A 25354-nucleotide genomic window follows, 5' to 3' on the forward strand; every position below is an offset into this window, starting at 1 on the left:
ACTAATTGAGATAATATTTTAAGCGCTTATCCTCTATCGCTTGATTTTAATTTATGTTAGCATGCTAATTATTAGTTTGTTAATTGGTTTTTGGAAATGAGGCGCTTCACTCTGTTAGTGCATGAAATTAGCCTTGGTTGGCTCTATTTGCTCGATACAATCTCAAAACAGTTGAATTTTGGTCAGGCCCATCGAGCCTGGCTATTCCCCTTCTTAAGGGTAAAAAATCCATTGCTCCTTACGCAGCATCCTACCCTCTTTGAGACGTCAATTAAGCGACTCAGAGTAGGGCAGGTCATGAATAAATCGTACTTAAAACCTGCTGGGGCAACATCCCTTGATTGTAAGAGAATCCCTATCCACCCTGTGTCCTCCAGATTGAAATGGAGAAGCATATGAAATCCGCTTACCACAAGTTGATTGGGTTAACAGGGGCAATGGCTTTATGCTCATGCACTGTTGGGCCTGATTTTGTAAGACCCTCACCATTAAGAAACCAAGCCTACACCTCTAAATCAACATATCAATTGGGCAATCAACACGTAGCACTGAAGAATAAAACGTCACGAACCTGGTGGAAAGAATTTCATTCCCCAGCGCTCAATCACCTGATGGAGCAAGGCATCCAGCATAATTATTCTCTGGCGGCCATGCGAGAATCCTTGGCACAAGCCAAAGAGTTGGTTGCGGCCTCCCAAGGCCAGTTATGGCCTCAAGCCGGGCTCAATGCGACCGTCGGAAGGCAACAATATGGTCCTGCCACATTTGGACCCGTTAATCTCCGAATTGAACCCTTTTCCTATTATCAAATAGGTCCTAATGCTTCTTATACGCTCGATGTCTTTGGTGGAACACGTCGCACCATTGAAAAGCAAAAGGCATTAGCTTTATATCAACAACATGAGCTGGATGCCGCATTTTTGACATTAACCGGTAACATCGCCACAACGTCTTTAACCCTTGCGACAATAAAAGCACGCATCGATGTACTTAAGGACATTATCCAGGATGACAAGAAAAATCTACAGCTGATTCAAAAATCCTTTAGTGTGGGTTCGTCTTCTCGAAGTGATGTTTTAAGCGCGCAAAGCCAGTTAACCAATGATGAAACTTTATTGCCCTCTCTCTATCAACAACTTCGTGTTGCACAAAACACACTCAATGTTCTTTTAGGTACACTGCCACCGCGTTCACAGAAGGATTTAGTTTTTCAGTTAAAAGACTTTACTTTGCCTAAAAAACTGCCATTAGAACTGCCATCAACGCTTGCTCATAAAAGGCCGGATATCCTCGCTGCGGAAGCGAGTTTGCATGCAGCCAGTGCGGATGTTGGAATCGCTACGGCACGTCTTTATCCCAACATCACCCTTTCTGCCACACTCTTACAGGAGGGAGTAATTCCCAGCGCTCTATCAAGTATTTCTCCTAATGCATGGAGTCTTTTGAGTAATTTAACAACTCCTGTTTTTTCTGGAGGGACATTGCGTGCACAACGCCGAGCCTCCATCCATGCCTACCAATCGGTTTTGGCTCAATACCAACACATAGTACTTAAAGCATTTTATCAAGTGAGCGACCTGTTGTATGCCTTAAAACACGATGCAGAGGAACTTGCATTACAGAAAAAAGCGGTGCTGACCGCCAAAGAGTCTCTACGTGTGGCCAGATTGAGCTTTACTGCAGGCGTGGTTGGCGTTTTAGAAGTGCTTGATGCGGAACGATTGTATGCTCAATCGCGTTTGGGCTATGTCAATGCTCAAGCACAAAGGTATCAAGACACCATTCAACTGTATCTTGCTTTAGGTGGAGGGCTCTATCCTTAAACCTCGTGCACCTTGTTTATTAGGAATCAATGAGGTGGATTAATGAACTAGCAAAAATAAGGAATGTGCAAAAAATGGGGGTCATTCGCTCTGTGAATGAATTGAAATACTTTTTCCTTTTTTAACTAAGTCAGAGAAAATTTTAGAATTAAATGAAATGAGTTACAAATCATTAGTTAACAACGGGCTATACAATATGAACGCGTTCCCTATGGTATTATATGAAACCGCAGCCACTTGGCGAAATTTACTTGATAAACGCTTAAAACCATTAGGCCTTAGCCAGGCAAAATGGCGGGCATTGCTCCTTCTCTCCATGACGAAATACCCATTGACACAAATCCAACTTGCTAAAAAGCTAGGCATTGAGGCGCCGACTATTGTCGGTTTAATCGATCGCCTCACTAAAGAAGGATGGGTGATTCGACAAGATGCAGACTACGATCGCCGCGTCAAAGTCATCTGCCTTACTGAAAAAGCCACATTGACTCTTGACCAGATACAAAATACCGCAGAGGAACTTTCTAAGGAATTACTTGCTCCTTTATCTGAAGCAGAATTAGAAGCATGTATTGCCACACTACAAAAAATTAAGAAAACCGCCGAGGAATCTTATGAATAACCCAACCCTTCTGAAGAAATCAATCCTGCACAAGTGGCGCAATAAAACGCATTCATGGAAACGTTTTCTAATCGTCTTAAGTCTCACATTAATCACCTTAGCCAGCATTTATTTCTGGACTCTTGCTCAACGGTATGTCAGTACAGAAGATGCCTATATTAATGGAAATGTAGTCCAAATTGCATCCCGAGTAACCGGCCCGGTAAAACACCTCTATGTGGAGAACAATCAATTTGTTGAAAAAGGGCAACTGCTGTTTGAGTTAGACCGCACGCCTTTTGAAGTCGCAGTGGAACAAGCTGAGGCCCAATATCTCATTGATAAGACCAATCTGCAACATGCCGAAGCCACTTCCATTCGAACCCGAGAGTTAGTCAAAAGCGAAGTGATGTCTCGTCAAGCCGGAGATGATGTTAAAGCAAAACTTAAAAGCGCCAAAGCAGCTTTGAGACTTTCAGAAGCCAAACTCAAAGAAGCCAAATTGAGACTATCCTATGCCCGTGTGCTCGCTCCAACAAGTGGTTGGGTGAGCAACCTGTCTCTCAGGGTGGGCAATGTCGTTTCAGAAAACCAGCCCCTGTTTGCGATGATTGATGACACCACCTTTTGGGTGGATGCTAATTTTAAAGAAACAGAACTGGAACACATCCAACCAAATCAACGAGCAACCATTAAAATCGACATGTATCCCCATAAACAATTCATTGGGGTGGTCAACAGCATTAGCGGTGGAAGCGGCACGGCGTTTTCATTAATGCCACCACAAAATGCCACTGGAAACTGGGTCAAAGTAACACAACGCGTCCCTGTCCGCGTGCAAATCATCAAACCGGACTCCCAATATCCTTTGCGCCTGGGCACTTCAGCCAAGGTATCCATCGATTTACAGTCCAAGCAAGTGAGTAAAACCTCATGAATAATCCTTCGGACTCTTTATCCGCCTCACAACGCTGGATAATTACCGTAGCCATCATGGCAGCTACCCTGATGCAAGTATTGGACACGACCATAGTTAATGTCGCACTGCCTCATATGCAGGGTTCATTAGGCGCAAGCCCCGATGAAATAACCTGGACCTTAACCAGTTATTTAGTAGCTTCTGCCATTTTCATGCCTTTAACCGGTTATTTTACAGATAGGTTTGGCCGAAAAGCCTACCTTCTTTTATCAATTATAGGGTTTACCCTTACCTCCGCTTTGTGTGGTGCAGCAACCTCTATCGTACAAATGGTGGTATTTAGATTGCTTCAAGGCATTTTTGGTGCTGGGTTGGTTCCTTTATCCCAAGCCATTTTGACTGACATTTTTCCAGATAATGAACGCGGTAAAGCCATGGCCATTTGGGGTATGGGCGTCATGGTAGGCCCTATCTTAGGTCCGTCGCTGGGTGGGTATCTTACTGACATTGCCAGTTGGCGATGGACATTTTATGTCAATATTCCATTTGGGATTGCGGCAACACTGATGGTATTCCATTTTGTTCCGGATACTCTTAAAAAGGAACGCAAGATGGATTGGATTGGCATGATACTCATTGCGTTGGCAGTAGGCTCCATTCAATATGTTCTTGATCGCGGCAATCAAATGGATTGGTTTGCCGCCTTGGATATTCGCACTGCCACATTTTTAGGTCTCATCAGTTTATGTGGATTCATAGCGTACAGCATCAAAAACAAATCCAATGCCCTCTTTGACCTTTCTATTTTTCAAGATCGTAATTTTGTTCTTTCCAGTCTATTACTGGCCATCTTGGGATTGGGTATGTATGGAACAATGGTTATCCAACCCCAAATGCTACAAGGTTTACTGAATTATCCCGTTTTAATCGCAGGATTAATCATGGCGCCCCGCGGGATTGCCAGTATGTTCAGCATGATGATTGTTGGTAAATTAATTAATCAAGTTCAACCTCGCTGGTTAATTTCGATAGGAGTGTTACTCAGTGCTTCCGGGATTTATATCACGACTCATTACTCCCAAGAGGTTAGTCTAGCCTGGCTCATTTGGCCATTAATACTCCAAGGATTTGGATTGGGCTTGATTTTCGTTCCATTATCCTCTGTAGCATTTTCAACCTTACCGGTTTCTTCTCGTGCCGAAGCGGCTGGACTGTACAGCCTATTACGTACCATAGGCTCTTCTGTAGGGATTTCCATTACTATCACCTTCTTAAGTCGCCACACTCAAATGGCCTGGAATCAAATCGCAGGCTCAATTCAACCCTACAATCCAGCATTAATGGAATACCTACGCCCCTGGCATCTTAAAGCCACGGATCCACAAGCCGCTGCCTTATTATTGAATGAGCTAGGTAAACAATCGCTAATGCTCTCTTATATCAATACATTCGCGTTTATCATGTGGAGTTTTCTGATTATGTTACCTTTTGTATTATTGTTGAAACAAAATAATTCGCCAGCTACCTCTATTGTCAGCGAGTGAGGCGGCTCATTTCTCTTTCGTTGATTGTGAGCAAACAAAATGGCTTTGAAAAGCGGAATTGGATACATATTTTTATAGTCCATTACCTATGGTTCTCTAATAAAAGAGTAATGGTCATTGTTTGGTTATGTAATTCACAATTGCCAACGGTCAATGGTGACAATTCACCATAAGAGTAAAAGCCAATTTGAGTTGATCCCTTGGGCATTGATTGCAATGTAGTTTCTGTTTCTTCCTCAGTGCGCTCACCTAATAGTAGTCTTCTGCCAACACAACTAATATCAATTGCCAAAACGGGCTCTTCTTTTAAGTCCCTATTTTCAAAAAGAAGATTATTAGCGCTTTCACTTGCATCATTCGCACTTTCAATGAGTCTATCAAAATTGGCACGCATTAATCGAGCATGGTATCCTTGAGGTACGTCTCCAGCAAAAACTAAGGATTGGCTGTTTTCATCAATACCCAAAATAGTGCGTACAATATACTGAGAATCTGGATCAAAATAATTACGGATAGCAAGTGGGTAAAGCAAACCAGAAGCCGGTAATTCAGAAGCCCTCTCACCAAGATAAGCTTTATAGAGTTTTAATGCCGGTTGATGGTCTAATTCATAAAGAATATTTCCTTTAGAGTGGGTAATGAATCTTTCTGGACCAAAAATATCCCAACCGCCTTGCGACCCATATCCTATGTGGATTTGCTCGCCATAAAACCCTATGGCTGCAATGCAGTGGTCAACGATTTGTCCTTCATAGATAAGCCAGGTATTTTTAAAATCAGCACCGTCACCAGCAAGTCCTCCAGTAATAATGACTTCTTTAGCTGAGTGTTTGTTTAAGCCCTTGATTAATTCGGAACCATTAACATGTAAGCCGTCAGACAAAATAAAAATACCCTTGGGTTTCTGATGTTGATGCAATAATTTTGCCAATTGGGCACCGGCCTCGTAAGAATCTTCAGTTCTTTTTACTTCAGCCTTTGCGAGCTGTAGTTTTGTGGATTCAAATTGAACCACAGCAACGGAAATACTGTTATCAAAAATATTAGGCCCCAAAATTTCCCCTGCGGTGGAACAACCTATGATTTTTGATTTTTTATAAGCTTGGGCTAATTGTTCAATTGGTTTTGCATTATTTCTAAAGTTTGGACTGGCAAAAACTAAAACGAATGTACTTTCGGAGTCCAGTTCAGGAAATTTCTGAATGCTCCATCCCAGATTTTGGATGTATTGAAAAGATTGAATTTTCATTATACTAATGTCATTTCAATTTAACTTTCGAATAATCAATTATAGCCCATTTTAAAATATATTAATAAAATGAGATATTCAAAATTAGATATTCGAAAGACCCTTCGGTAACATTCACTTATGAGGCAATAGGCGAACCCCACTTGCAGGAATTGCGGGTTGCTGATTTGCTTAAGATGTAATCCAAACCATCTATTTTTCCCAAAATTAATTCTTCTGTTAGATTAAAATAATAAGTCTGTACTTGATACCCACGTAGTTAAGAAAAACCAATCGACACACACAATGCAAATGATAAAAAAACTTTCTATGACATCCAAATACCTGAATTTTTAAATTTAAAGTTTACGGCATATTGGTACAATGATACTTATTTAAAACAACACTTAAGAGAATACAATTCCAAAGGCGAACCAGTTATGTTTTTTAAAAGAAACAATGACACCGACTTGAAGGGAGTCATGATAGAAAATGCCTTTATAAAAGGAAATGAAAATTATTATCTTTTTCTTGGATTTGAAATCGATACTAAACTTACAAAAAAAGACACACCTTCAATTGTATTTCCAGGAGGATTTGAACATACCACAATTAGCTTAGACCACAAACAAGATACATCTTTCTTGACGCTAACATACTCTACAAATGAAAACTATTATAATTTAATTAACGAAATAGGCACCGTAGACATTCAATATCCTCTTTTTTAAAGCAAATTATGTATAAAAAATGACGTAGTTTCATAGATTTGACCACGTCACCTATGATTTATTACCGCCATCTACAAATTAACCCAATCTGCGCCAATGAATTGAAACATGCTTTACTAAAGTCCGTTGAATGCGCTGTAAAGGATATTTAATCTTTAATATACTCTGAATTCAGTTCATCTTCGTATATAATTCACGCCCTGTTATGACTCGGGTATATAACGATCACTATGGACAGAATATTAACTATTTCTTTACTCATTTTTATTCACATTTCCACGGCATGTGCAGAATTAACCAAAAAATACATTAGTCATAATGTAGAAGATTTTAATAGCACAATAACTGCGACAATGAATCGAACAAACTTTGATGAATGTAAAAGTCTTGGAAGAGAGTTTGTTGCAGATTTTAATAAAGCACACAAAACATTTCTCGATGGTCAATACATCAAAGCAACTATTAATGTATTAAATATTGTAGAAAAGCAAATGAGTCATATGGATTTTCTTTAAGTCTAACTCTTGCGAACAGCAATCAGCTTTAACCGCAGTTGCTTTTCAATTTCAAGCACAGCAAAAAACAGTGCGCCGGTTAGAACGACGAGTACGCCATCCCCAAAGGGGATACTTTCAGTAACAAATATGGTTTGTAAAGGAGCGAAATAGGTGATTGCAAACTGTGCCACAGTAATCACAATGACCGCCATCCAAACCACTTTGGTCCCTTGTACTGCGTTCCATGTGAGTGATGTTCCATAAATATTGCGAATATAAAACAAATGAAAAATCTCAAGAACAACCAGTGTGTTTAATGCGATTGTGCGTGCCAACTCAAGCGAGTAACCGCGATCGAGCGCATAAAAATAGAGTCCAAAGACGCCACAAATAAAGAGAATAGAAACCAGAAGCATATGCCATACCAAGCTGCCGGTCAGTAAAGGCTCGTTTCGAGGGCGTGGTGGTCTTTGCATGGTCCCTTCTTCGGTCGGCTCAAAGGCCAGGGCAATGCCAAGAGTCACTGCGGTAATCAGGTTGATCCATAAAATTTGAATCGGCGTTACCGGCAAGCTTAGACCTAACAGCAGAGCCAGGATAATCGTCATTGACTCACCCGCATTGGTGGGTAAAGTCCAGCTAATCACTTTTTTAAGATTATCATAAACAGTACGGCCTTCACGTACAGCGGCTACAATGGAAGCAAAATTATCATCCACCAGTACAAATTCAGCCGCCTCTTTGGCGACTTCACTGCCTTTTCTCCCCATAGCAATTCCTGCATCTGCTCGTTTTAACGCAGGCGCATCATTGACCCCATCGCCGGTCATGGCCACAGTCATTCCATGTGATTGCAATGCCATCACCAGCCTTAGTTTATGTTCAGGACTTGTTCGGGCAAAAATATCGGTTAGCAATACAGCATTTCTGAGTACGGCGTCATCCATGTTATCCAAATCAATGTCTGTTAATACCTTATCCAAATTTTTAAGTCCTATTTGCCGGCCAATAGCAACCGCTGTACTGGCATGATCGCCTGTGATCATTTTTACTTGAATGCCCGCTGTATGGCATTCTGCCACTGCTGCAATGGCTTCAGGTCTGGGCGGATCAATCAGTCCAACCATCCCAAGTAACGTGAGATTCCCTTCAACATCAGCGAACTCCAAAACGATATGTTCTGGCTTTATTTTTCTGACAGCAAAAGCGAGGATGCGCTGTCCACTTGCTGCAATCATTTCCATCTGCTCTTTCCAGTAAGACTCATTTAATGGCTCTGTTCCACCCCAGTCTGTTTGTTGAACTTGACACATACCCAAAATCTGCTCAGGAGCTCCCTTCACCATGACCATCGCATGATTGAAATGGTCGTGGTGAAGAGTTGCCATGAAGCGATGCTTGGCATCAAAAGGAATGATATCGGTACGCCTCCAGGATTCGTTTTCCTCTTTAAGGACAAGTCCCGTCTTACCTGCAAAGGTTAACAAAGCGCCCTCCATAGGGTCCCCATCCACAGACCAACATCCTTCATGTTCACGAAGCATGGCGTCATTGCAAAGAATTGCTGCATGGGCCAGTTTTTTCAGTACAGGGTGCTCGTTATGATCAATGATTTGTTCATTCAACATCAGGGCACCGACCGGCTCGTAACCGGTGCTGTCGAGAGTAAATAGGTGGCTGCTGGTTATAACCGAAGACACGGTCATCTCATTTAGAGTGAGGGTACCTGTTTTATCCGTACAGATAACCGATACCGCGCCTAAGGTTTCAATGGCAGGTAGTCGACGTACAATGGTATGTCGTCGCGCCATAGCCTGCACACCAATAGCTAAGGTAATTGAAAGAACGGCAGGAAGACCTTCCGGGATAGCCGCAACCGATAAACCAACCACGACCATAAACAATTCAACAAACGGGTGATGTTGAACAAAATACCCATACGCAAGAAGGAGTGCCGCAATCAATAAAATGAACAAAGTCAGCCATTTTGCAAACAGCCCCATTTGTAGGACTAAGGGTGTGGTTAAAGACTCTACTTTTGACAATAGCCCACTAATATGTCCAATTTGAGTGGATGAGCCTGTGGCCACCACAATGCCTTTGCCCTGACCATTGGTTACCAGGGTCCCACTAAATGCCATACAAGTCCTGTCACCTAATACGGCATTTCTTGGGACTGAATGAATGTGTTTTTCAACCGGAATGGATTCACCAGTTAAGATGGCCTCCTGGATGGTGAGTCCATGAGATTTTATTAAGCGTACATCGGCAGGAACTTTATCTCCTGCTTCCAGCAAAACAATATCGCCTGGCACAAGCTCCTCACCAGCAATACGCCGTCGTTCGCCATCCCGTAATACGGTAGCCGTAGGGGACAGCATTTTCCGAATCGCGTCCAGTGCTTTTTCTGCTTTTCCTTCCTGGATAAAACCGATTAGGGCATTGATGATGACGACTGCTAAAATAACGCCAGTATCTATCCAATGTTGCAAGAGTAAAGTCACCAGAGCAGCCCCTAGTAACACATAGATGAGGATGTTATGAAACTGGAGCAAGAAGCGAAAATAAACATTTTTTCTTTGAGGTTCCGGTAAACAATTGAGGTCATAACGTTTTAATCTGTTTTTCGATTCGTCCTCGCTTAAACCGAATTCTGATGTAGTATTTAATGTCGCGAGAATTGCTTCTGCTGACTGCTCATGCCAGCAGAGCTCTGGGATGTTGTTTTTTGATTCCACCATGGTCCTCTTTTCCCTGATTAATAGGCTTTTACTGGGGATACAAAACCTTGTGGTTTTAATGCCAGTAACGAGCAATCAATGTCTTGCAAGATGTTTTCCGCAGTATTGCCAATCATAAATCCAGATATCCCGGTGCGTGCGACGGTGCCCATCACCAAAATATCGATTCTTTTATGGGTTATGATGGCGGGGATAACCTCTTCTGGTTGTCCTTTCAGATGGTCAATTTGGTATGCTCCAGAAATTTGAGACCGTTTAATGAGCTCTTGCAAGAGCAATCCATGAACATGTTTTTCTTCAGCGACTATTCTATCTAATTCTTCTTTAGATATTTTTAACCACACACTATCCCGTAAGTAACTTTCCAGCGCAAATTCCCAACAGGAAATAATACTTAATTTACCCTGATAACGGACGTTTAATGAATGAGCAACTTCTAATAAGCGAAGCGAAAGGTCCAGGGCTTCTGCTTCTTCATCTTTGGGATCAATAGCCACTGCAATGCGAATATCCTGTTGCGTGTGCTTAAGCGGACGATAAAGAAACAAGGCACAGGGGCATTTGCGCAATAGTTCCATGTCCAGTGCTTTAAAGCCTTTCATACCTTCTCGTGTTTCCGCTTCTTTGATGAGAAGATCATGTGAATTTTTAAGGACATGGCGAATGATTCGGATGTCAGGTGTTGTGCCACAATCCACTTCAATATCGATGGGAATTTTCTTTTTAGATACCCCAAGCCCTGATTTGGCCAATTGAATGGCTTTGTTCATTTTGTCAATCAATGATGCTTCATAAGAAGTTTTGTACTCACTAAGCGTATCAGGAAAAGGAGGGCAGGTAATTAAAATATGAAGCTGTGCCTCGTTTTTAGAAGCTAATTTTAACGCCAGCTGTAAGGCTTCTGTTTCGTTCTTAATTCCATGGCTAACGAATAAAATGTTATGAAATCGGTGCATTACTTATTCCTCCTTGAAAGGGCTGGAGCAATGTTTCAAAATCGTATTTGAACCGCAATTGCTCCTTGCTTTTTACATGTATTGGCCGCCATTGACATCCAGATTAGCTCCAGTGATAAAACTCGATGCAGGGGATGCCAAAAAAGCAACGGCCTCTGCAACATCTTGCGGAAGTCCCAAGCGCCCTACCGGTATGACTGAAATTATAGTATTTAAAACGTCTTCTCGCATTTTGCGAATCATGGGCGTTTCAATATAGCCTGGCGAAATAGTATTCACCGTAATGCCTTTGCTGGCTACTTCAAGCGCCAGGCTTTTGGTAAAGCCAAACAATGCGGCCTTGGTTGCTGCGTAATTGCATTGCCCAAACTGACCCTTACGTCCATTAATTGAGGAAATAGAGATAATACGTCCATACCCTTTCTCAAGCATGGCAGGTAGTGTATTTCGCGTCATGTTAAATACACTGGTGAGGTTCGCATTCACTACACTTTTCCATTGCTCTGGCGACATCTTTTTTAAACTGGAATCCTGAGTCACACCTGCATTGTTAACCAATACGTCAATACGACCGTAGCGTTCCATAACCAGTGATACCAGCTGTTCACAATCATTAAACCGCGCAATATCCGCATACAGTATATCAATTTCAAATCCTGCTTGTTGTTGCTCTTTTTGCCATTGAATTGCTTCTTCATGATTGCCGTTTTTGAAGTAGCAGGCAATCACAGAATAGTCTGTTGCTAATCGTTGACAAATAGCGCTACCAATACCTCCTGTACCACCAGTAACAATTGCTATCTTTTTCTCCATGATTATTCTCCTTAATTAAATTGGTTTGTCCCTATAGAAAAATACTTTGTTATCGTTTGATTGAGGCCATTTTTAACATTAAAAATCCAGTGAGTCCTGATATAAACGAACCAAGCACTACGCCCATTTTAACCATGGGCATTAAGCTTGAATCATTGTTTTGGTAAGCCAAAGAACCAATAAACAAACTCATGGTAAAGCCAACGCCGCAAATAAGTGCAATGCCATAAACTTGAGCAAGATTCACCTTATCTGTCTTAAGAAGTTTTTTGAACTTAACAAAATAGCCCAAAGATAAGAAAATACCCAATTGTTTTCCAAGAAACAATCCTAGCCCAACGCCTAAAACCACTGGGTGGGTAAATATTGAGAAATCAAGCCCTATAAAAGTGATCCCTGCATTAGCAAAGGCAAACAAGGGAAGAATGAAAAAGACAACCCAATGATGCAAACCGTCTTCTAGGCGCGTCAGCATCGATTCCTTGCCTACATCAGGGATGGTCATGGCAATCACAATCCCGGCAAGGGTTGCATGAACGCCAGATTTTAATACGGCGATCCACAGAGCTACCCCAAAAAGCATGAATACTGAAATGCGGCGACATTTAAAATAATTTAAGCCAATCAAAATCAGGGTAAACAATAATGCCAGTGAAAAAGAAAAAAGCGATAACTTTGCAGTATAAAACAGCGCAATAATAACAATGGCTGCCATATCATCAAAAATGGCGATGGCAGTGAGTAAAATTTTGAGTGAAAAAGGTACACGTGAGCCTAAAAGAGAGACGATTCCTAGAGTAAATGCAATATCGGTAGCGGTAGGGATTGCCCATCCTTTTAGATAGACTGGATTATGAGCATTAAAGAAAGCAAAGATTAAAGCGGGAAAGAGCAAGCCACTTAATGCCGTAAGGGCTGGAGCCAGTAGATTGGTTTTATTACTCAAAATTCCCCGATTGATTTCCCGTTTAATTTCAAGGCCAATCAATAAGAAATATACAGCCATTAATCCATCATTGATCCATAGAATTAGCGGTTTTTTTATGGAAAGATTCCCAACAGAAACACTGCCATTAATATGCAAAAAATGCTCATAACCAATACGATAAGGGGAATTGGCAACGATTATCGCAAGCACTGCAGCAATAAATAATAGGATACCACCAAGAGTTTCCAGGTTATAAAAGGAATCCGATTTATTCATCAATTGATTGTATAAGTGACTAAAAACCAAGTGTACTTGGTGTTGTCGTTCGATACAATTCTGCAGAACATTTTCTTTAATCAGGATTCTGGTGATGCATGGTCATTCATATCCTCCGGAATTTTCATGATTTTTTATAAATAGAGTTCTGTGTTTTTCATAGCAACCAATCGATTGCCTCCTGTCCAAATAAAAAAATTTTATATTGGTGTTGCGTATTTATTTGTCAATGCTATGCTCATAAGGTAAATCATACGATTTACGTTTTTTGATGGGCAACAACACCGTGAGTGAACATAAAATATTGGGTCAATATGGGAATTGAATCAGTTAAAATGTTTAACCAATTGGCTGAAGATTATGATGGTTGGTTTGATAGTCATCCAGGTGTTTTTCAATCGGAACTTGAAGCCTTAAAGAAAGTCACCCCTCAATCAGGAGAAGGACTTGAGGTGGGCGTTGGTTCTGGACGATTTGCTGCCGCATTGGGTATAAAAACAGGCATCGATCCTTCTGTTCAATTAAGTCATTTCGCTAAATTAAGAGGTATTGATGTATTCGAAGGGGTTGCTGAATCATTGCCTTTCCAGGAACAGCAATTTGATTTTGTCTTATTCAATACGGCGTTATGTTATGTTGACTTGCCGTTAGTAGCACTTCTCGAAGCAAAACGAGTCTTAAAACCTAATGGGAAGATTATCATAGGCATGATTGATAAACATTCGATGCTTGGACAGCAGTACGAAGCCACAAAACAAGACAACCCATTTTCTCAATATGCTCACTTTTATTCAGTATCCGAGATTCTTGAATTGCTTCATGAAATTCATTTTACAGAAGAGGCAATTAATCAAACACTATTTGCTCCTATTGATACCATCATAACAGCAGAAGAGAGCAAACCAGGTTATGGAGAAGGCGGGTTCATTGCACTATCCGCCGGCATGTCTCCCTTTTCTTATTGAAGGTTTATTAGCAAGTCTTGCATCGACCAATCAGCAGATTGAGCGTGAAGACCCACTAAAAAAGTATTGAATCGCTTTGTAAAGACGCTACGCGGCTTGTTTTTCTTGTATTATCGCAACATCCCCTTGGACACACTATACTTTTTAATAGGATTTGAACAAAGAACAGAGGACTAATGAATTATTCTTTTCGTTTTCTTGTTGCAGAAGCATCTTTTCCTGCTCGCATTATTATCCGAAATCAATTAATGCAGCTTGGACAACACGTGGATATCGTTCCCTCAATTGAAGACACTCTGATGCAAATTACATCTAAAAGCTATGATATGCTTTTAATTGATAGCTACTTGTACTATTCACAAGGTGACTATGATTGGACTGCATTGATAAAAAAACACCACCCATTTACTACAGCTCCAGTGATTGCACTAATCTGCGAACATCCACCGATAAAAAATGAAATGGGAAGCCCTCACTTGTGTAGTTTTAGAAAACCATTCAGTGAAGAAAAAGCGATAATAATTATCCATTATCTGGAAAGCACATTAAGCTAAATTGAAAACCCCAAAGATAAATTGATACATTAATGTCCCCACGGTATCCGATGGTCATTAAAGAAGCCCTGCATCTTGAAAATCCACGCGCAACCATGCCAAATGGAGTTGATTTAAGTGACCCGGAAGGAACTTTTAAACCTAACGCTCTCCATTAAGTAATTCAATAAAACCAGTGGATTACCTATTTCCAAACGCGCACCCGGTTTCGTCCTTCGGACTTAGCCAAATACAATGCCTTGTCTGCATGTTCAATAGACTCCTCTATCGGTTTATTAGGCTCAAGCAGCGCCAGACCAAAAGAGGCAGTTACTTGAATCAAGTGCTCCTTGCCATCATCGATGGTAATGGCCTCAAGCACTTTCCGAAGACGTTCACTCATTGCGAACCCCATATCCAAATCGGTAAATGGCAAACACAGTAAAAATTCTTCACCACCATAACGAAAAACTTTATCATAGGCCCTTAGATTCTCAATAAACAGACGAACAGCTGTTGCCAAAACACGATCTCCCATCTGATGGCCGTGCCGATCATTAATCTCTTTAAAGTAATCTAAATCCACCATAACCAAGCAACAACTTTGCCCTTGGCGCTTAATAATTTCTTGTTGCTCTCGCAAAGTCGACAGCATCGTCACGCGAGACAGTGCCCCAGTCAACGCATCTCGGCTGTGAATCAGATATTCCAACTCATTTTAAGAGCGGAGAGCTCAAGTCGCATCTGCTCCAAGGCATTGGCAAAATGATTGTAGTCAATAGGGGCTATCCCTTCTGGCATACTTGCCTTTTGTAATAACTGCGCGGTTAATTGATGCATGCGTTGGTGTGACACGCCTATATTAATGATTCCAGGATGTTCTTGAATTTCTTTTGGGATGCCACTGTAATACCATTGCCCAAATCGGCAACGCGTATGAGCGTCAGGCTGCAAATCGTTGTTATCTCCAGGCAGTCGGCAAATCAAGGTTCTAATCAATGAATTGTGCCATTGTTGATGATTATAAATTGCTTGCTCTAGTTGTGAAATAATTTGCTGCAGTTCGTTTTGAGTAACACTAGTAAATGCTGCCATGACCTATCCCTTGTTTCCTTGTCACTAATACTCAGGTGAAATAAGAGTATTTCACCCATCACAGCCCAACTCAATGGAAAGGCGTATAAAACTTAAAATTATTTCTTCCTGTGGATTTCACTTGATATAAAGCGGCATCCGCATGTTGAATCAACGTATCCAAATCAGAACCATCTTGAGGATAAAGGCTCACACCGATACTCAACGAAATCGAAATGGTCTGTTCTTTTATAAGAATAGGCTGTTGGATAGCATGAAACAAATGATTAATCACGGTATGTACCTCTTCCTCATGAACAATATCTGAAAGAATAATTAAGAATTCGTCCCCACCTTGTCGTCCCACAATATCTGAAGAGCGCACCGATGCTGTTAGACGTGATGCAACCTCTATTAATAACAAATCACCGGCATCATGGCCAAACGTACCGTTAATCTTCTTAAAGTAATCCAAGTCCATAAACAGCACGGCGATACTGCATTGATGGCGCTTTGCATACGCCATAAATAATAGAAACGATTGCTCCAATTGCTTGCGGTTTGCCAATCCTGTCAATGCATCATGGTAGGCCATCCTAACCAACTCATGTTCAGCCTTTTTTTGAGCATCAATATTTTGAATTTGAGCAATAAAATACAGCGGGGCACTATGTGCATCCCTAATTAACGAACCACTCAATAAAATCCAAACGATGGCGCCATTTTTACAAATATAACGTTTTTCCATTTGGTAGGAGCTTATTGTGCCGTTCAATAATTGGCGCACATAATTTAAATCGGTTTGCAAATCATCAGGATAGGTTATCCGCTGAAAATCGATTTGTAATAGTTCTTCTTCTGTGTAACCTGTTATTTGGCACAGCGATTTATTCACCTTAAGCCAGCGTCCTTCCAATGAAACTAAAGCCATACCGATGTCTGCATAATCAAAAGCCGCACGAAATCGTTTTTCGCTTTCTTCAAAAGTTTCATTAACCCGATGAAGCGCTCGTGTTCGCTCATGAACTTTTTTCTCTAGCTTAAGATTTAAAGACTCTAAATACTCGGTTTGCGGCCAAAGAGCGAAACAAAGATTGACATCAGCAACTATTTTGCATTAAAATTTGAAATAATATGAAAAACCGTAAAACGTAGGTTTATAACGCCATGAAAATTACATCTTAAGTACGCCCATCTAATAGGGCGAATAGAGGAAATCATTGTTGATTTTCTATTTTTTATTGTCCTAAAAGACATGCTTAAGAGTAAATCATGCACCATAAACCGATTCAATTTAAAGACCTAGGTCTTATCTATTCGCATAAAATCTGTTTTCAAAACTTCAGTGGTGAAATCCATTTTGGTGAGCGTATTGCACTGATTGGCAGAAATGGCTCGGGAAAATCTACCTTACTTAAAATGCTTGCTGGTTTTTGTTCAGCCTCTGCTGGCGAAATTCAAATGCCACAGGATGTTCGTTTTGGTTACTTACCCCAATTGATTGAAGAATGTCCTGATTTAAGTGGTGGTCAACGATTAAACCAGGCGTTAACCAAAATATTGTCTGAAGATCCGAATGTTTTGTTGTTAGATGAACCCACAAATCATCTGGACAGACGCAATCGTCGTTCTTTAATGCGGATGCTCGAGCATTATCCGGGGACGTTGGTCATTGCTTCTCATGATACGGAGCTCATCAATACCGTCGCAGATACTCTATGGCATATTGATTTGGGTAGGCTCACTCTATTTAGAGGGGCTTATTTTGAGTATCAGCAGATGCTTGAAAACAAGAAAGCATCGATTGAACAGGAATTATCACGGATTGCACGTGAGAAGAAAGAATCACATCTTGCTCTAATGAGAGAACAAGAACGTAATAAACGTTCTCGTGTTTCAGGTGAAAAAAAGATAGCCCAACGCAAATGGCCAACGATTCGGTCTCATACAAAGCTCGCCAATGCAATGACAACAGGAAATAAACGATTAAGTCAGATTAATCATAAAAAAGAACACTTGCTTGAAGAGCTTTCTTCTCTAAACCTTCCGCAAACGATTAAGCCCAAATTTAAATTAAACGGTCTTGACCACCATAAGCCCTTAATCAGGATTCAAGACACTTCTATTGCCTATGAATCAGGAGCTGTGATTCTGGAAGACATTCATTTTCACTTAAATGGCTGCGAACGAGTGGCATTGTATGGGGACAACGCATCAGGGAAGTCCACCTTTGCCAAAGCGATTTTGGAGGATAGTCACATTAAGAGAACAGGTGAGTGGACTCTTCCTCAGTACAATACAGTTGGGTATCTCGATCAGCATTATCAACATCTGGATTGTGACGAAACAGTTCTGGATTTGATGAAAAGTCAGATGCCCCATGCTTCTCATGCTGAACTTCGTGCCCATTTAAATGACTTTTTATTTCGCAAAAATGAAGAGGTAGAAATAAAGGTCAAAGATCTTTCTGGTGGTGAAAAGGCAAGGCTTTCTTTAGCCTTGATTGCTGCCAATCCGCCTAAACTACTTGTTTTAGATGAGGTAACCAACAATGTAGATCTGGAAACACGCGATCATATCATCGGAGTATTACGTGAATTTCCAGGTGCGATACTGGTTATTTCTCACGATCATGATTTTTTAGAATCCATTCACATTGAAACCAGGTATCACATTCATCAAGGGAAGATACATCATTTCAATGGGGAACAAGCAGAGGGTGTTCATCATGACTAGTCGTTTGCCTAACCACATAAGCTCTTTTATGTGGCATTTTTTAAAACCGTATCGTCGCATGGTTTTTTTATTTATCCTGCTTGCTTTAATGGCTGGATTTTGGGGACCGTTTAATAGTTTATTGATTAAGTCCTTCATTAATACCTTAGTGGCAAAGACAAATACAGACCTCTCCGCTTTGTATTGGATCGCTGGATTATTGGTATTGAACTTTATTATCTTTGACAATATCACCTGGCGAACAATCGGGTACTTGAACTATAAATACGAAGCGGTGATTAAAAACCAAATTATTAGCCAAATGTTTGAGTATGTGTTGGGAAGTAGTACGCAATTTTTTCAGGATAACCTATCAGGGCGAATTGCCACACAAATTACGACTCTTGCTGATAATCTTGAGATTATTTTGCATCGCGTATCTGTCGATTTTCTACGTGGTGCTTCATTGTTGCTGGTTTCCTTTATTACAGCCTATTTTGTTAATGTCCTGTTCTTTTATATTTTATTCTTATGGTTCATTGCCTTTGCCTCATTTAGTATTTGGATGTCGGCGCGATTGGTTCAGTTATCGGATGACCATGCAAATTCTGAATCGCAGCTTTCTGGGCAATTAGTAGATAGCCTGGCGAATCAATCCAATATTCGTATTTTTTCACGTAAAGGCTTTGAAGTAGAGCGTATGAATACTTTTTTTCGCTCGGTACAACGGGCTTTCCAAAGAAAAGAGCTGTTTATTGTTTTGTTATGCTGCGCCCAAGGTGGAATGATTGCGGTAATGATGGGTTTGGCATCGATTACCTTAATTCACTTGTATGGCAAGGGACTGGTGAGCATTGGTGATTTTGCTTTGATTCTTGGGCTTTCCATGGAATTGGGGCATATGATGTGGTACACCATGTACCAAGTGGACCAATTTAACCAAGCCTTAGGCAAGGCAAGACAAAGTTTAAATGCATTGGTCATCCCCCATGAGATACAGGATAAAAAAAATGCATCCCAATTAATTGTTACGCAAGGGCAAATTGAATTTTCAAAGGTAAAATTTCATTACCAAGGTGGTTACTCCTTGTTCCAGAATAAGTCGGTAACCATTGAAGCAGGTCAAAAAGTGGGGTTAGTGGGCTATTCAGGCAGCGGCAAGTCCACTTTTGTTAATTTGATTTTGCGACTTTATGAGGTAGTGGATGGACAAATTCTAATCGATGATCAAAACCTATCTGAAGTGACTCAAGAGAGTTTAAGACAAGCCATTGCTATGATTCCTCAAGACCCTACACTTTTTCATCGAAGCTTAATGGATAATATTCGTTATGGTAGGACAAAAGCCTCGGATGAGGAAGTCATTTTAGCCTCCAAGAAGGCTCATGCGCATGAGTTTATCAGTCTTTTGCCAGAAGGCTATGAGACATTGGTCGGTGAGCGTGGTGTGAAGCTTTCAGGCGGGCAACGCCAGCGTATTGCCATTGCTCGTGCGATTTTAAAAAATGCACCCATTTTAATGTTGGACGAAGCCACGTCCCAGCTGGACTCCATTACAGAATCCAACATTCAAGACAGTCTTTGGGAGTTGATGCAGGGAAAAACAACCCTGGTCGTTGCGCATCGCTTATCGACTCTGCTGCATATGGACCGAATTTTAGTATTTGATAAAGGCCATATTGTTGAAGATGGCACACATACTGAACTGTTGAATCTTGGTGGTTTGTATAAAACCCTGTGGGACGCGCAAGTAGGTGGATTCTTGCCTGATGAGCGAAAAGAAGAATCTGAAGAGTCAGTTAATAACGGGGTATTAGATGAGTAAATTACATACAGAATTTTCGGAAGTGAATCATTTGCTTAATGACTTACTGTCCGGCTTGCAATCAATTTTAAAGGAACATTTGCTGGGCGTTTACGTGTATGGTTCATTCGTCTGGGGTGATTTTGATGAAACAACCAGCGACATTGATGTTCTTGTGGCATTAAACCAAGAAATGACATCAGAAGAATTCGCGGCTTTAGATTATTTGCATACCAATCTGGTTCAGCATTTTCCAGATTGGTATGACCGAATTGAAGTAGCTTATGCATCGTATAGAATGTTACAACATTTTAAGACAGAGCAAGGTCAAATTGCTGTCATTAGCCCAGGAGAACCGTTTCACCTCAAACAGGCGGGAACTGACTGGCTTATTAATTATTATTTATTGCAAACAAATAGCCTCATTCTATATGGTCCATCAGCAAAGTCGATTGTTGCTCCTGTATCAAGCAGTGAGTTTATAGAGCATGTCAAAAAGCAGAGCATTGAATGGCAAGATTGGGTTATTCATACCAGAAATTCTTTAGGGTACCAATATTATGCTGTATTAACACTGTGCAGGGCTTTGTACGTGCTCCACCATCAGGAACAAGGCTCTAAGTTAAAAGCTGGAGTGTGGGCTAAAAATCAATTCCCAAAATGGCGAGCTTTAATTCAACGAGCATTAACTAAAGCGGAACTAGATCATGCAAGCGATATCTTGACCGAAGAAACCTATCAAGAAGTCACCGCATTTGTGGATGAAATGGTTCAGCATATTCAAGAGAGAGAATAGATGATGGAAGTCAACCAACAACAACGGCTTATCGAAGTAGTTTCTTATGATGCTAATTGGCCTATGCAATTTGAACAGGAAGCAGAGCGAATTAAAAAAGCATTAGGTAGTAATTGCATTGAAATTCATCATATCGGTTCCACTTCAGTACCTGGTTTGGCTGCAAAACCAATCATCGATATGATTCCAGTTGTTTTGGAACTAAGCAAAGTAGATAGTGCCAATGCTGCCATGAAAGCCCTGGGCTATGAAGCAAAAGGAGAATACGGAATTCCATTTCGCCGCTATTTTCAAAAGGGAGATAACCAAAGAACTCATCATGCTCATATTTTTGAGTTTGGAAACCCAGAAATCGAGCGCCATTTAAAATTTAGGGACTGGATGAGAGCAAATCCAGAAGATAGAGTAGCCTATGCTCGTTTAAAACAAGAGTTAGCACATCAACATCCCTATGACATTACTGCCTATTGCGTGGGTAAAGAGGATTTTATCGCAGCTATTGATAGAAAAGCAGGATTTAATGGATTAAGAGTGGTTAAGGCATTAACACCTCGTGAATGGGATAAAGTACGCCATTTTAGACAATTCTATTTTTTTGATAAGGCAGGGCTTTCTGATCCATATACTTGGACTTTTGAGCATGAAGCTCATGTTCATTTTGTTTTATCTCAAGGAAGCGACATCATTGGTTATGCCCATCTGCAATTATGGCCTCACAAAAGAGCAGCTTTGCGCATCATTGTGATTGATGAGGAAAAAAGAAACCACCAATATGGTGGCCAATTCTTGGCGTTATGTGAAAAGTGGCTAAAAACACAAGGCTATCAAAGCTTGCACGTGGAGTCTTCACCGGATGCGCTAAGATTTTATAGAAATAATGATTACATCGACATGCCATTTGATGATCCAGATGGCTATGAAGGTGATGCGAGAGATACTGCAGTAGGGAAAATACTATGATTCAAATCGAAAAAATAACGGGAGATTTAGCTCAATCCTTATGTCGAACCATTACAAAGGATTTGCCAGAATACTTTGGTTTGCCAGAAGCGAACGAGCACTACGCAATAGGTGTGACCACACGCACTAATTTTGCGGCAAAAGATGGGGATAATACGTTTGGCCTTGTTTCAATTGATTTTCCCTATCCTGATAATGCTAATATTTACTGGATGGCTGTAAAACGTGATTATCATCGTCAAGGTGTAGGAAAGCAATTAATCAAAACGGCTTGCCATTTTGCTGCAACACAAGGTGCTAAAACTATAACCGTTGAAACCCTAAGCCCCTCTGAATTGGAAGAGAATTACCTTAAAACCTACCGATTCTATCAGTCCGTTGGTTTTAACCCTCTTTTGGATTTAAAACCAGCAGGATATGAGTGGAATATGGTGTACATGATGAAACAGCTTGAAGCTTTAGCAGAAAACCAATCGTCAATTGCCATTAAGCCACTAGAATTATGCGATATCCCCGTTTTGGTCGATGCGTTTCAAAAAGCAAATTGGCAAAAACCTTACGTTTTGTTTGAAGGGTACTATCAAGAACAAGAACAGTCTGAGCGAGTCGTTTGGGTGGCCTATGTTCAAGACCAAATCGCGGGCTATGTTACTCTAAAATGGACCTCACACTATAAACCTTTTTCTCATAAAGGAATCCCAGAAATTATGGACTTAAATGTATTGCCTGCTTTCCGCAAGCGTGGAATAGGCAGTGCTTTGCTCACTATTGCTGAAGAAAATGCAGCCAGTCAGTGTGATGTTGTAGGAATTGGTGTTGGATTATATGGTGGTCCTGATGGCGGATATGGACAAGCTCAACGACTTTATGCTAACCGAGGTTATATTCCTGATGGTTTAGGGGTAACTTATCATTATAAACCAACCATTCCTGGGGAAACATATCCCTTGGATGATGATTTAATTTTGTGGTTTACCAAAAAAGTAACCAAACATTTGCATGTAGAAAGAGATACTGTAACTAAAAAAACAACTGATAGCTGCGATGTATATGTACCAAACACAAAATATAAATTGGAGTTCAATGCCAAAGATTCATTTAAAATTATCGATCAAAAGTTGTTTGAGTTTAATAAATTGTGTGTCTCTGCAACACAACAACCGGAATTAATTGATATAAACGTTACGATTAAAAACGGTGATGAGGTAATAGCGGGTATTTGTTCGGAGGTTTATACATGGAATATCCTGTACATCAGTGTCTTTTTTGTTGAGGAAAAATATCGGAACCAAGGTTTGGGTACCCTTTTACTCAATAAAGTTGAGGAGAAAGCAAAAGAATTAGGAGTCAGTTTAATTCACCTCGATACCTTTGATTTTCAAGCAAAAGATTTTTATCTCAAACATGGTTATGAAGAGTTTGGGGTTCTGGATGACTGTCCAAAAGGTCATCAGCGTTATTATATGAAGAAGGTGCTATGAGTTTTATTAAAAAAGGAATATACCGTCATTATAAAGGCAATCTGTATGAAGTGATTGATATTGCCAGGCATTCGGAAAGCTTAGAAGATATGGTGGTTTACAGAGCGCTTTACGGCGATTTTGAACTATGGGTTCGACCTCTCAAAATGTTCCTTGAAAACATTGAGATAAATGGTGAGCTCCAAAAAAGATTTGAATTACATGAATAAATTAGAACAAGCAAATCGTTTTATCTTTACTGGCACCCCAGGCAGTGGAAAAACTTCTGTTATTTTGGCATTGAAAAGATTAGGGTATGTAGTGATTCCTGAGTCTGCAACAGATGTCATTGCAGAGGAACAGGCAAAGGGAATTATGCGTCCATGGGAAGAGACTGATTTTGTAGATAAGATTGTTTTAACACAAAAATTAAGGCAATTGAATGCTCAAGGTGCGTTGCAATTTTATGACCGATCGCCATTTTGTGCTTATGCATTGGGGCGTTATTCCGCTCATTGGCATAAAAATGATTTTACACCCTCACCTATCTTATTAGCTGAAGTTGACCACTGCCTAAAAGCTAGTATTTATCAACGCAAAGTATTCTTTTTTGAGAACTTGGGGTTTATTGAACCAACTTCAGCTCGCAAAATCAGTTATGAAGACGCCCTTATTTTTGAGCAAATTCACATAGATGTATATAAAGAGTTTGGTTTTGAAATCATGCTCATGCCTAAAAAAACGATTACAGAGCGCTGTGAATTTGTTCTTGAAACGTTAGGCATAAAAAAATAAATATCAATTTTATGAAAAAACCGCTTGACCCTATTGTTACTATATATCTTACCTTTGTTCTTAAGGAGGTAATACTATGACTCAATGGTTCGTAAAAGACTTAAGCAAATTAACTGGTGTTTCGGTGCAAACATTGCATCATTATGATCGCATTGGTTTACTTAAACCTTCATTACGACAGTCCAATGGGTATCGTATTTACTCCGAGAAGGATTTATTGAAATTACAACAGATTATTGCTTTAAAGTTTTTTGGTTTTGAGCTATCACAAATCAAAACCTTGCTCTCTGAAGAACGTCACGCGCTAAACCATTTTGAAGCCCAAGCTCAAGTGTTAGAACAAAAAGCATTGGCATGTACTTCCGGAGCTAAAACCTTAAGAAGCATTATAGACTCTGTTGATGTCAATCAATCCATTCCATGGGAAACCATTATACAACTGATTGAGGTATATAAAATGGCAGAGCATCTTGAACATGATTGGGTTAAGGAAATATTTACTCCTGATGAGCTCAAACAATACGTAGCATTTGAAAAGGAAATGAAAACAAATAACAAGGCTGAGTTTGAAAAACAATGGCATCAACTTTTAGATGAATTGAAACAAAGTATGAAACACGATCCTGATTCCACTATAGGTATCCAAACAGGGAAAAACTACATGGAATGGGTTAATAGCGTATACGGTAAAAAATATGCCCATCTGAGAACCAAAAAATGGGAAAAAGGATTTGGAGAAGGAAAAGGTCTTGATGAAATTGGTTTAACACCAGAGATTATGACATGGTTAGAGAAGGCTTTAGACGCTTATTGGAAGCATAGGCTTTATGGTATTCTTGAACAAGTAGGCAAAACGCCAGACTCCAACATATTAACGCTTTGGAATAAGGCATTAGATGATATGTATGGCGAAGAAACTTCACGAAAATATGCTGTTTGTGATATTGCTTTGAAGGATGAAAAGGTCAGTCCAGAAGCAAAGACTTGGCTCAAAAGTATCGTAGATGCTTACAACATGTAAAAAAATAGCTATAAATTTTGGATCGGTCTTGTTTTTACCGATCCAATCTCAACGGAATCCATTTTAGGTTCTTCTTTCCGTCTAGAAAACGGCTAATCTAAACATCCGACAATGTTAAAAATTTGTAAAAAAATACTGATTGAGAATAAATTTTACGGCATAGGGTATAATTAA

General features: G+C 40.2%; 25 protein-coding genes. 17 read left to right on the forward strand and 8 right to left on the reverse strand.

Features of this window, described 5'->3' with window-relative positions; translation table 11 throughout:
- The first annotated feature begins 395 nt into the window (after positions 1 to 395).
- The 4 genes from Lani_RS16060 (at position 396) to Lani_RS16075 (ending at position 4887) form a co-directional block, all read left to right on the forward strand.
- Positions 396 to 1823 (forward strand): efflux transporter outer membrane subunit, encoded by a 1428-nt coding sequence (locus tag Lani_RS16060; RefSeq protein ID WP_014845104.1) that lies wholly within the window; start codon positions 396 to 398, stop codon positions 1821 to 1823.
- A gap of 196 nt (positions 1824 to 2019) precedes the next feature.
- The gene (locus Lani_RS16065; RefSeq protein ID WP_014845103.1) at positions 2020 to 2445 is read left to right on the forward strand and encodes a MarR family winged helix-turn-helix transcriptional regulator; all 426 of its coding nucleotides are present in this window, start codon (positions 2020 to 2022) and stop codon (positions 2443 to 2445) included.
- Positions 2438 to 3361, forward strand: coding sequence for an HlyD family secretion protein (locus Lani_RS16070; protein ID WP_014845102.1), 924 nt, complete (start codon positions 2438 to 2440; stop codon positions 3359 to 3361). Before Lani_RS16065 ends, Lani_RS16070 begins: the two co-directional genes overlap by 8 nt.
- A complete protein-coding gene (locus Lani_RS16075) occupies positions 3358 to 4887 on the forward strand; it encodes a DHA2 family efflux MFS transporter permease subunit (protein WP_014845101.1) in 1530 nt (509 codons plus the stop codon). Before Lani_RS16070 ends, Lani_RS16075 begins: the two co-directional genes overlap by 4 nt.
- Positions 4888 to 4969: 82 nt before the next feature.
- Here the strand turns inward: Lani_RS16075 and Lani_RS16080 are convergent, their stop codons facing one another.
- Positions 4970 to 6136: an FIST signal transduction protein gene (locus Lani_RS16080; RefSeq protein WP_014845100.1), complete on the reverse strand. Its 1167-nt coding sequence runs from the start codon at positions 6134 to 6136 to the stop codon at positions 4970 to 4972.
- A gap of 419 nt (positions 6137 to 6555) precedes the next feature.
- Between Lani_RS16080 and Lani_RS16085 the strand changes: the two genes are divergently transcribed.
- Positions 6556 to 6846, forward strand: a complete 291-nt coding sequence (locus tag Lani_RS16085; protein ID WP_014845099.1) for a hypothetical protein — start codon at positions 6556 to 6558, stop codon at positions 6844 to 6846.
- 230 nt (positions 6847 to 7076) lie between these two features.
- Positions 7077 to 7361 carry a hypothetical protein gene (locus tag Lani_RS16090; RefSeq protein WP_014845098.1) on the forward strand — a complete coding sequence of 95 codons (285 nt, stop codon included), beginning with the start codon at positions 7077 to 7079 and terminating at the stop codon, positions 7359 to 7361.
- Between the two features lie 2 nt (positions 7362 to 7363).
- Here Lani_RS16090 and Lani_RS16095 read toward each other — a convergent pair whose 3' ends face one another.
- The 4 genes from Lani_RS16095 to nhaA form a co-directional block, all read right to left on the reverse strand.
- A complete protein-coding gene (locus Lani_RS16095; protein ID WP_014845097.1) occupies positions 7364 to 10084 on the reverse strand; it encodes a cation-transporting P-type ATPase in 2721 nt (906 codons plus the stop codon).
- A 17-nt stretch (positions 10085 to 10101) separates the two neighbouring features.
- Positions 10102 to 11040: a universal stress protein gene (locus Lani_RS16100; protein WP_019350451.1), complete on the reverse strand. Its 939-nt coding sequence runs from the start codon at positions 11038 to 11040 to the stop codon at positions 10102 to 10104.
- Positions 11041 to 11112: 72 nt separating this feature from the next.
- Positions 11113 to 11853 carry an acetoacetyl-CoA reductase gene (gene phbB / locus Lani_RS16105; RefSeq protein WP_014845094.1) on the reverse strand — a complete coding sequence of 247 codons (741 nt, stop codon included), beginning with the start codon at positions 11851 to 11853 and terminating at the stop codon, positions 11113 to 11115.
- 49 nt (positions 11854 to 11902) lie between these two features.
- Positions 11903 to 13057, reverse strand: coding sequence for a Na+/H+ antiporter NhaA (gene nhaA, locus Lani_RS16110; RefSeq protein ID WP_014845093.1), 1155 nt, complete (start codon positions 13055 to 13057; stop codon positions 11903 to 11905).
- A 314-nt stretch (positions 13058 to 13371) separates the two neighbouring features.
- On the opposite strand from nhaA, the gene Lani_RS16115 reads away from it, so the two are divergent.
- The 3 genes from Lani_RS16115 (at position 13372) to Lani_RS21060 (ending at position 14734) form a co-directional block, all read left to right on the forward strand.
- Complete coding sequence (locus Lani_RS16115; protein WP_014845092.1) at positions 13372 to 14022, forward strand: class I SAM-dependent methyltransferase; 651 nt, start codon at positions 13372 to 13374, stop codon at positions 14020 to 14022.
- A gap of 176 nt (positions 14023 to 14198) precedes the next feature.
- Positions 14199 to 14576 (forward strand): response regulator, encoded by a 378-nt coding sequence (locus Lani_RS16120; RefSeq protein WP_014845091.1) that lies wholly within the window; start codon positions 14199 to 14201, stop codon positions 14574 to 14576.
- A 32-nt stretch (positions 14577 to 14608) separates the two neighbouring features.
- The gene (locus Lani_RS21060; protein WP_019350452.1) at positions 14609 to 14734 is read left to right on the forward strand and encodes a hypothetical protein; all 126 of its coding nucleotides are present in this window, start codon (positions 14609 to 14611) and stop codon (positions 14732 to 14734) included.
- Positions 14735 to 14760: 26 nt separating this feature from the next.
- Here Lani_RS21060 and Lani_RS16125 read toward each other — a convergent pair whose 3' ends face one another.
- The 3 genes from Lani_RS16125 to Lani_RS16135 form a co-directional block, all read right to left on the reverse strand.
- Positions 14761 to 15210 carry a GGDEF domain-containing protein gene (locus Lani_RS16125; protein WP_019350453.1) on the reverse strand — a complete coding sequence of 150 codons (450 nt, stop codon included), beginning with the start codon at positions 15208 to 15210 and terminating at the stop codon, positions 14761 to 14763.
- A gap of 44 nt (positions 15211 to 15254) precedes the next feature.
- Entirely contained in the window at positions 15255 to 15650 is a 396-nt protein-coding gene (locus Lani_RS16130; RefSeq protein ID WP_014845089.1) for a CZB domain-containing protein, read from the reverse strand.
- Between the two features lie 70 nt (positions 15651 to 15720).
- On the reverse strand, positions 15721 to 16560 hold the full coding sequence (locus Lani_RS16135; protein WP_014845088.1) for a GGDEF domain-containing protein: 840 nt from the start codon (positions 16558 to 16560) through the stop codon (positions 15721 to 15723).
- A 341-nt stretch (positions 16561 to 16901) separates the two neighbouring features.
- Between Lani_RS16135 and Lani_RS16140 the strand changes: the two genes are divergently transcribed.
- From Lani_RS16140 to Lani_RS16175, 8 genes are all read left to right on the forward strand, one after another.
- Positions 16902 to 18365 carry an ABC-F family ATP-binding cassette domain-containing protein gene (locus tag Lani_RS16140; protein WP_014845087.1) on the forward strand — a complete coding sequence of 488 codons (1464 nt, stop codon included), beginning with the start codon at positions 16902 to 16904 and terminating at the stop codon, positions 18363 to 18365.
- Complete coding sequence (locus Lani_RS16145) at positions 18358 to 20169, forward strand: ABC transporter ATP-binding protein (RefSeq protein WP_014845086.1); 1812 nt, start codon at positions 18358 to 18360, stop codon at positions 20167 to 20169. Before Lani_RS16140 ends, Lani_RS16145 begins: the two co-directional genes overlap by 8 nt.
- Positions 20162 to 20944 (forward strand): nucleotidyltransferase domain-containing protein, encoded by a 783-nt coding sequence (locus Lani_RS16150; protein ID WP_014845085.1) that lies wholly within the window; start codon positions 20162 to 20164, stop codon positions 20942 to 20944. Before Lani_RS16145 ends, Lani_RS16150 begins: the two co-directional genes overlap by 8 nt.
- Positions 20945 to 20947: 3 nt before the next feature.
- The gene (locus tag Lani_RS16155) at positions 20948 to 21904 is read left to right on the forward strand and encodes a bifunctional GrpB family protein/GNAT family N-acetyltransferase (protein ID WP_029489092.1); all 957 of its coding nucleotides are present in this window, start codon (positions 20948 to 20950) and stop codon (positions 21902 to 21904) included.
- Positions 21901 to 23385 (forward strand): GNAT family N-acetyltransferase, encoded by a 1485-nt coding sequence (locus tag Lani_RS16160; RefSeq protein ID WP_014845083.1) that lies wholly within the window; start codon positions 21901 to 21903, stop codon positions 23383 to 23385. The genes Lani_RS16155 and Lani_RS16160 overlap by 4 nt, the downstream gene beginning before the upstream one ends.
- Positions 23382 to 23594 carry a DUF1653 domain-containing protein gene (locus Lani_RS16165; RefSeq protein ID WP_014845082.1) on the forward strand — a complete coding sequence of 71 codons (213 nt, stop codon included), beginning with the start codon at positions 23382 to 23384 and terminating at the stop codon, positions 23592 to 23594. Before Lani_RS16160 ends, Lani_RS16165 begins: the two co-directional genes overlap by 4 nt.
- Positions 23587 to 24159: an AAA family ATPase gene (locus tag Lani_RS16170; RefSeq protein ID WP_014845081.1), complete on the forward strand. Its 573-nt coding sequence runs from the start codon at positions 23587 to 23589 to the stop codon at positions 24157 to 24159. Before Lani_RS16165 ends, Lani_RS16170 begins: the two co-directional genes overlap by 8 nt.
- Before the next feature lie 76 nt (positions 24160 to 24235).
- Entirely contained in the window at positions 24236 to 25180 is a 945-nt protein-coding gene (locus tag Lani_RS16175; RefSeq protein ID WP_014845080.1) for a MerR family transcriptional regulator, read from the forward strand.
- Positions 25181 to 25354: the final 174 nt, after the last annotated feature.

Origin of the sequence: Legionella anisa (genome assembly GCF_001467525.1) — a bacterium.
Taxonomy (GTDB): domain Bacteria; phylum Pseudomonadota; class Gammaproteobacteria; order Legionellales; family Legionellaceae; genus Legionella; species Legionella anisa.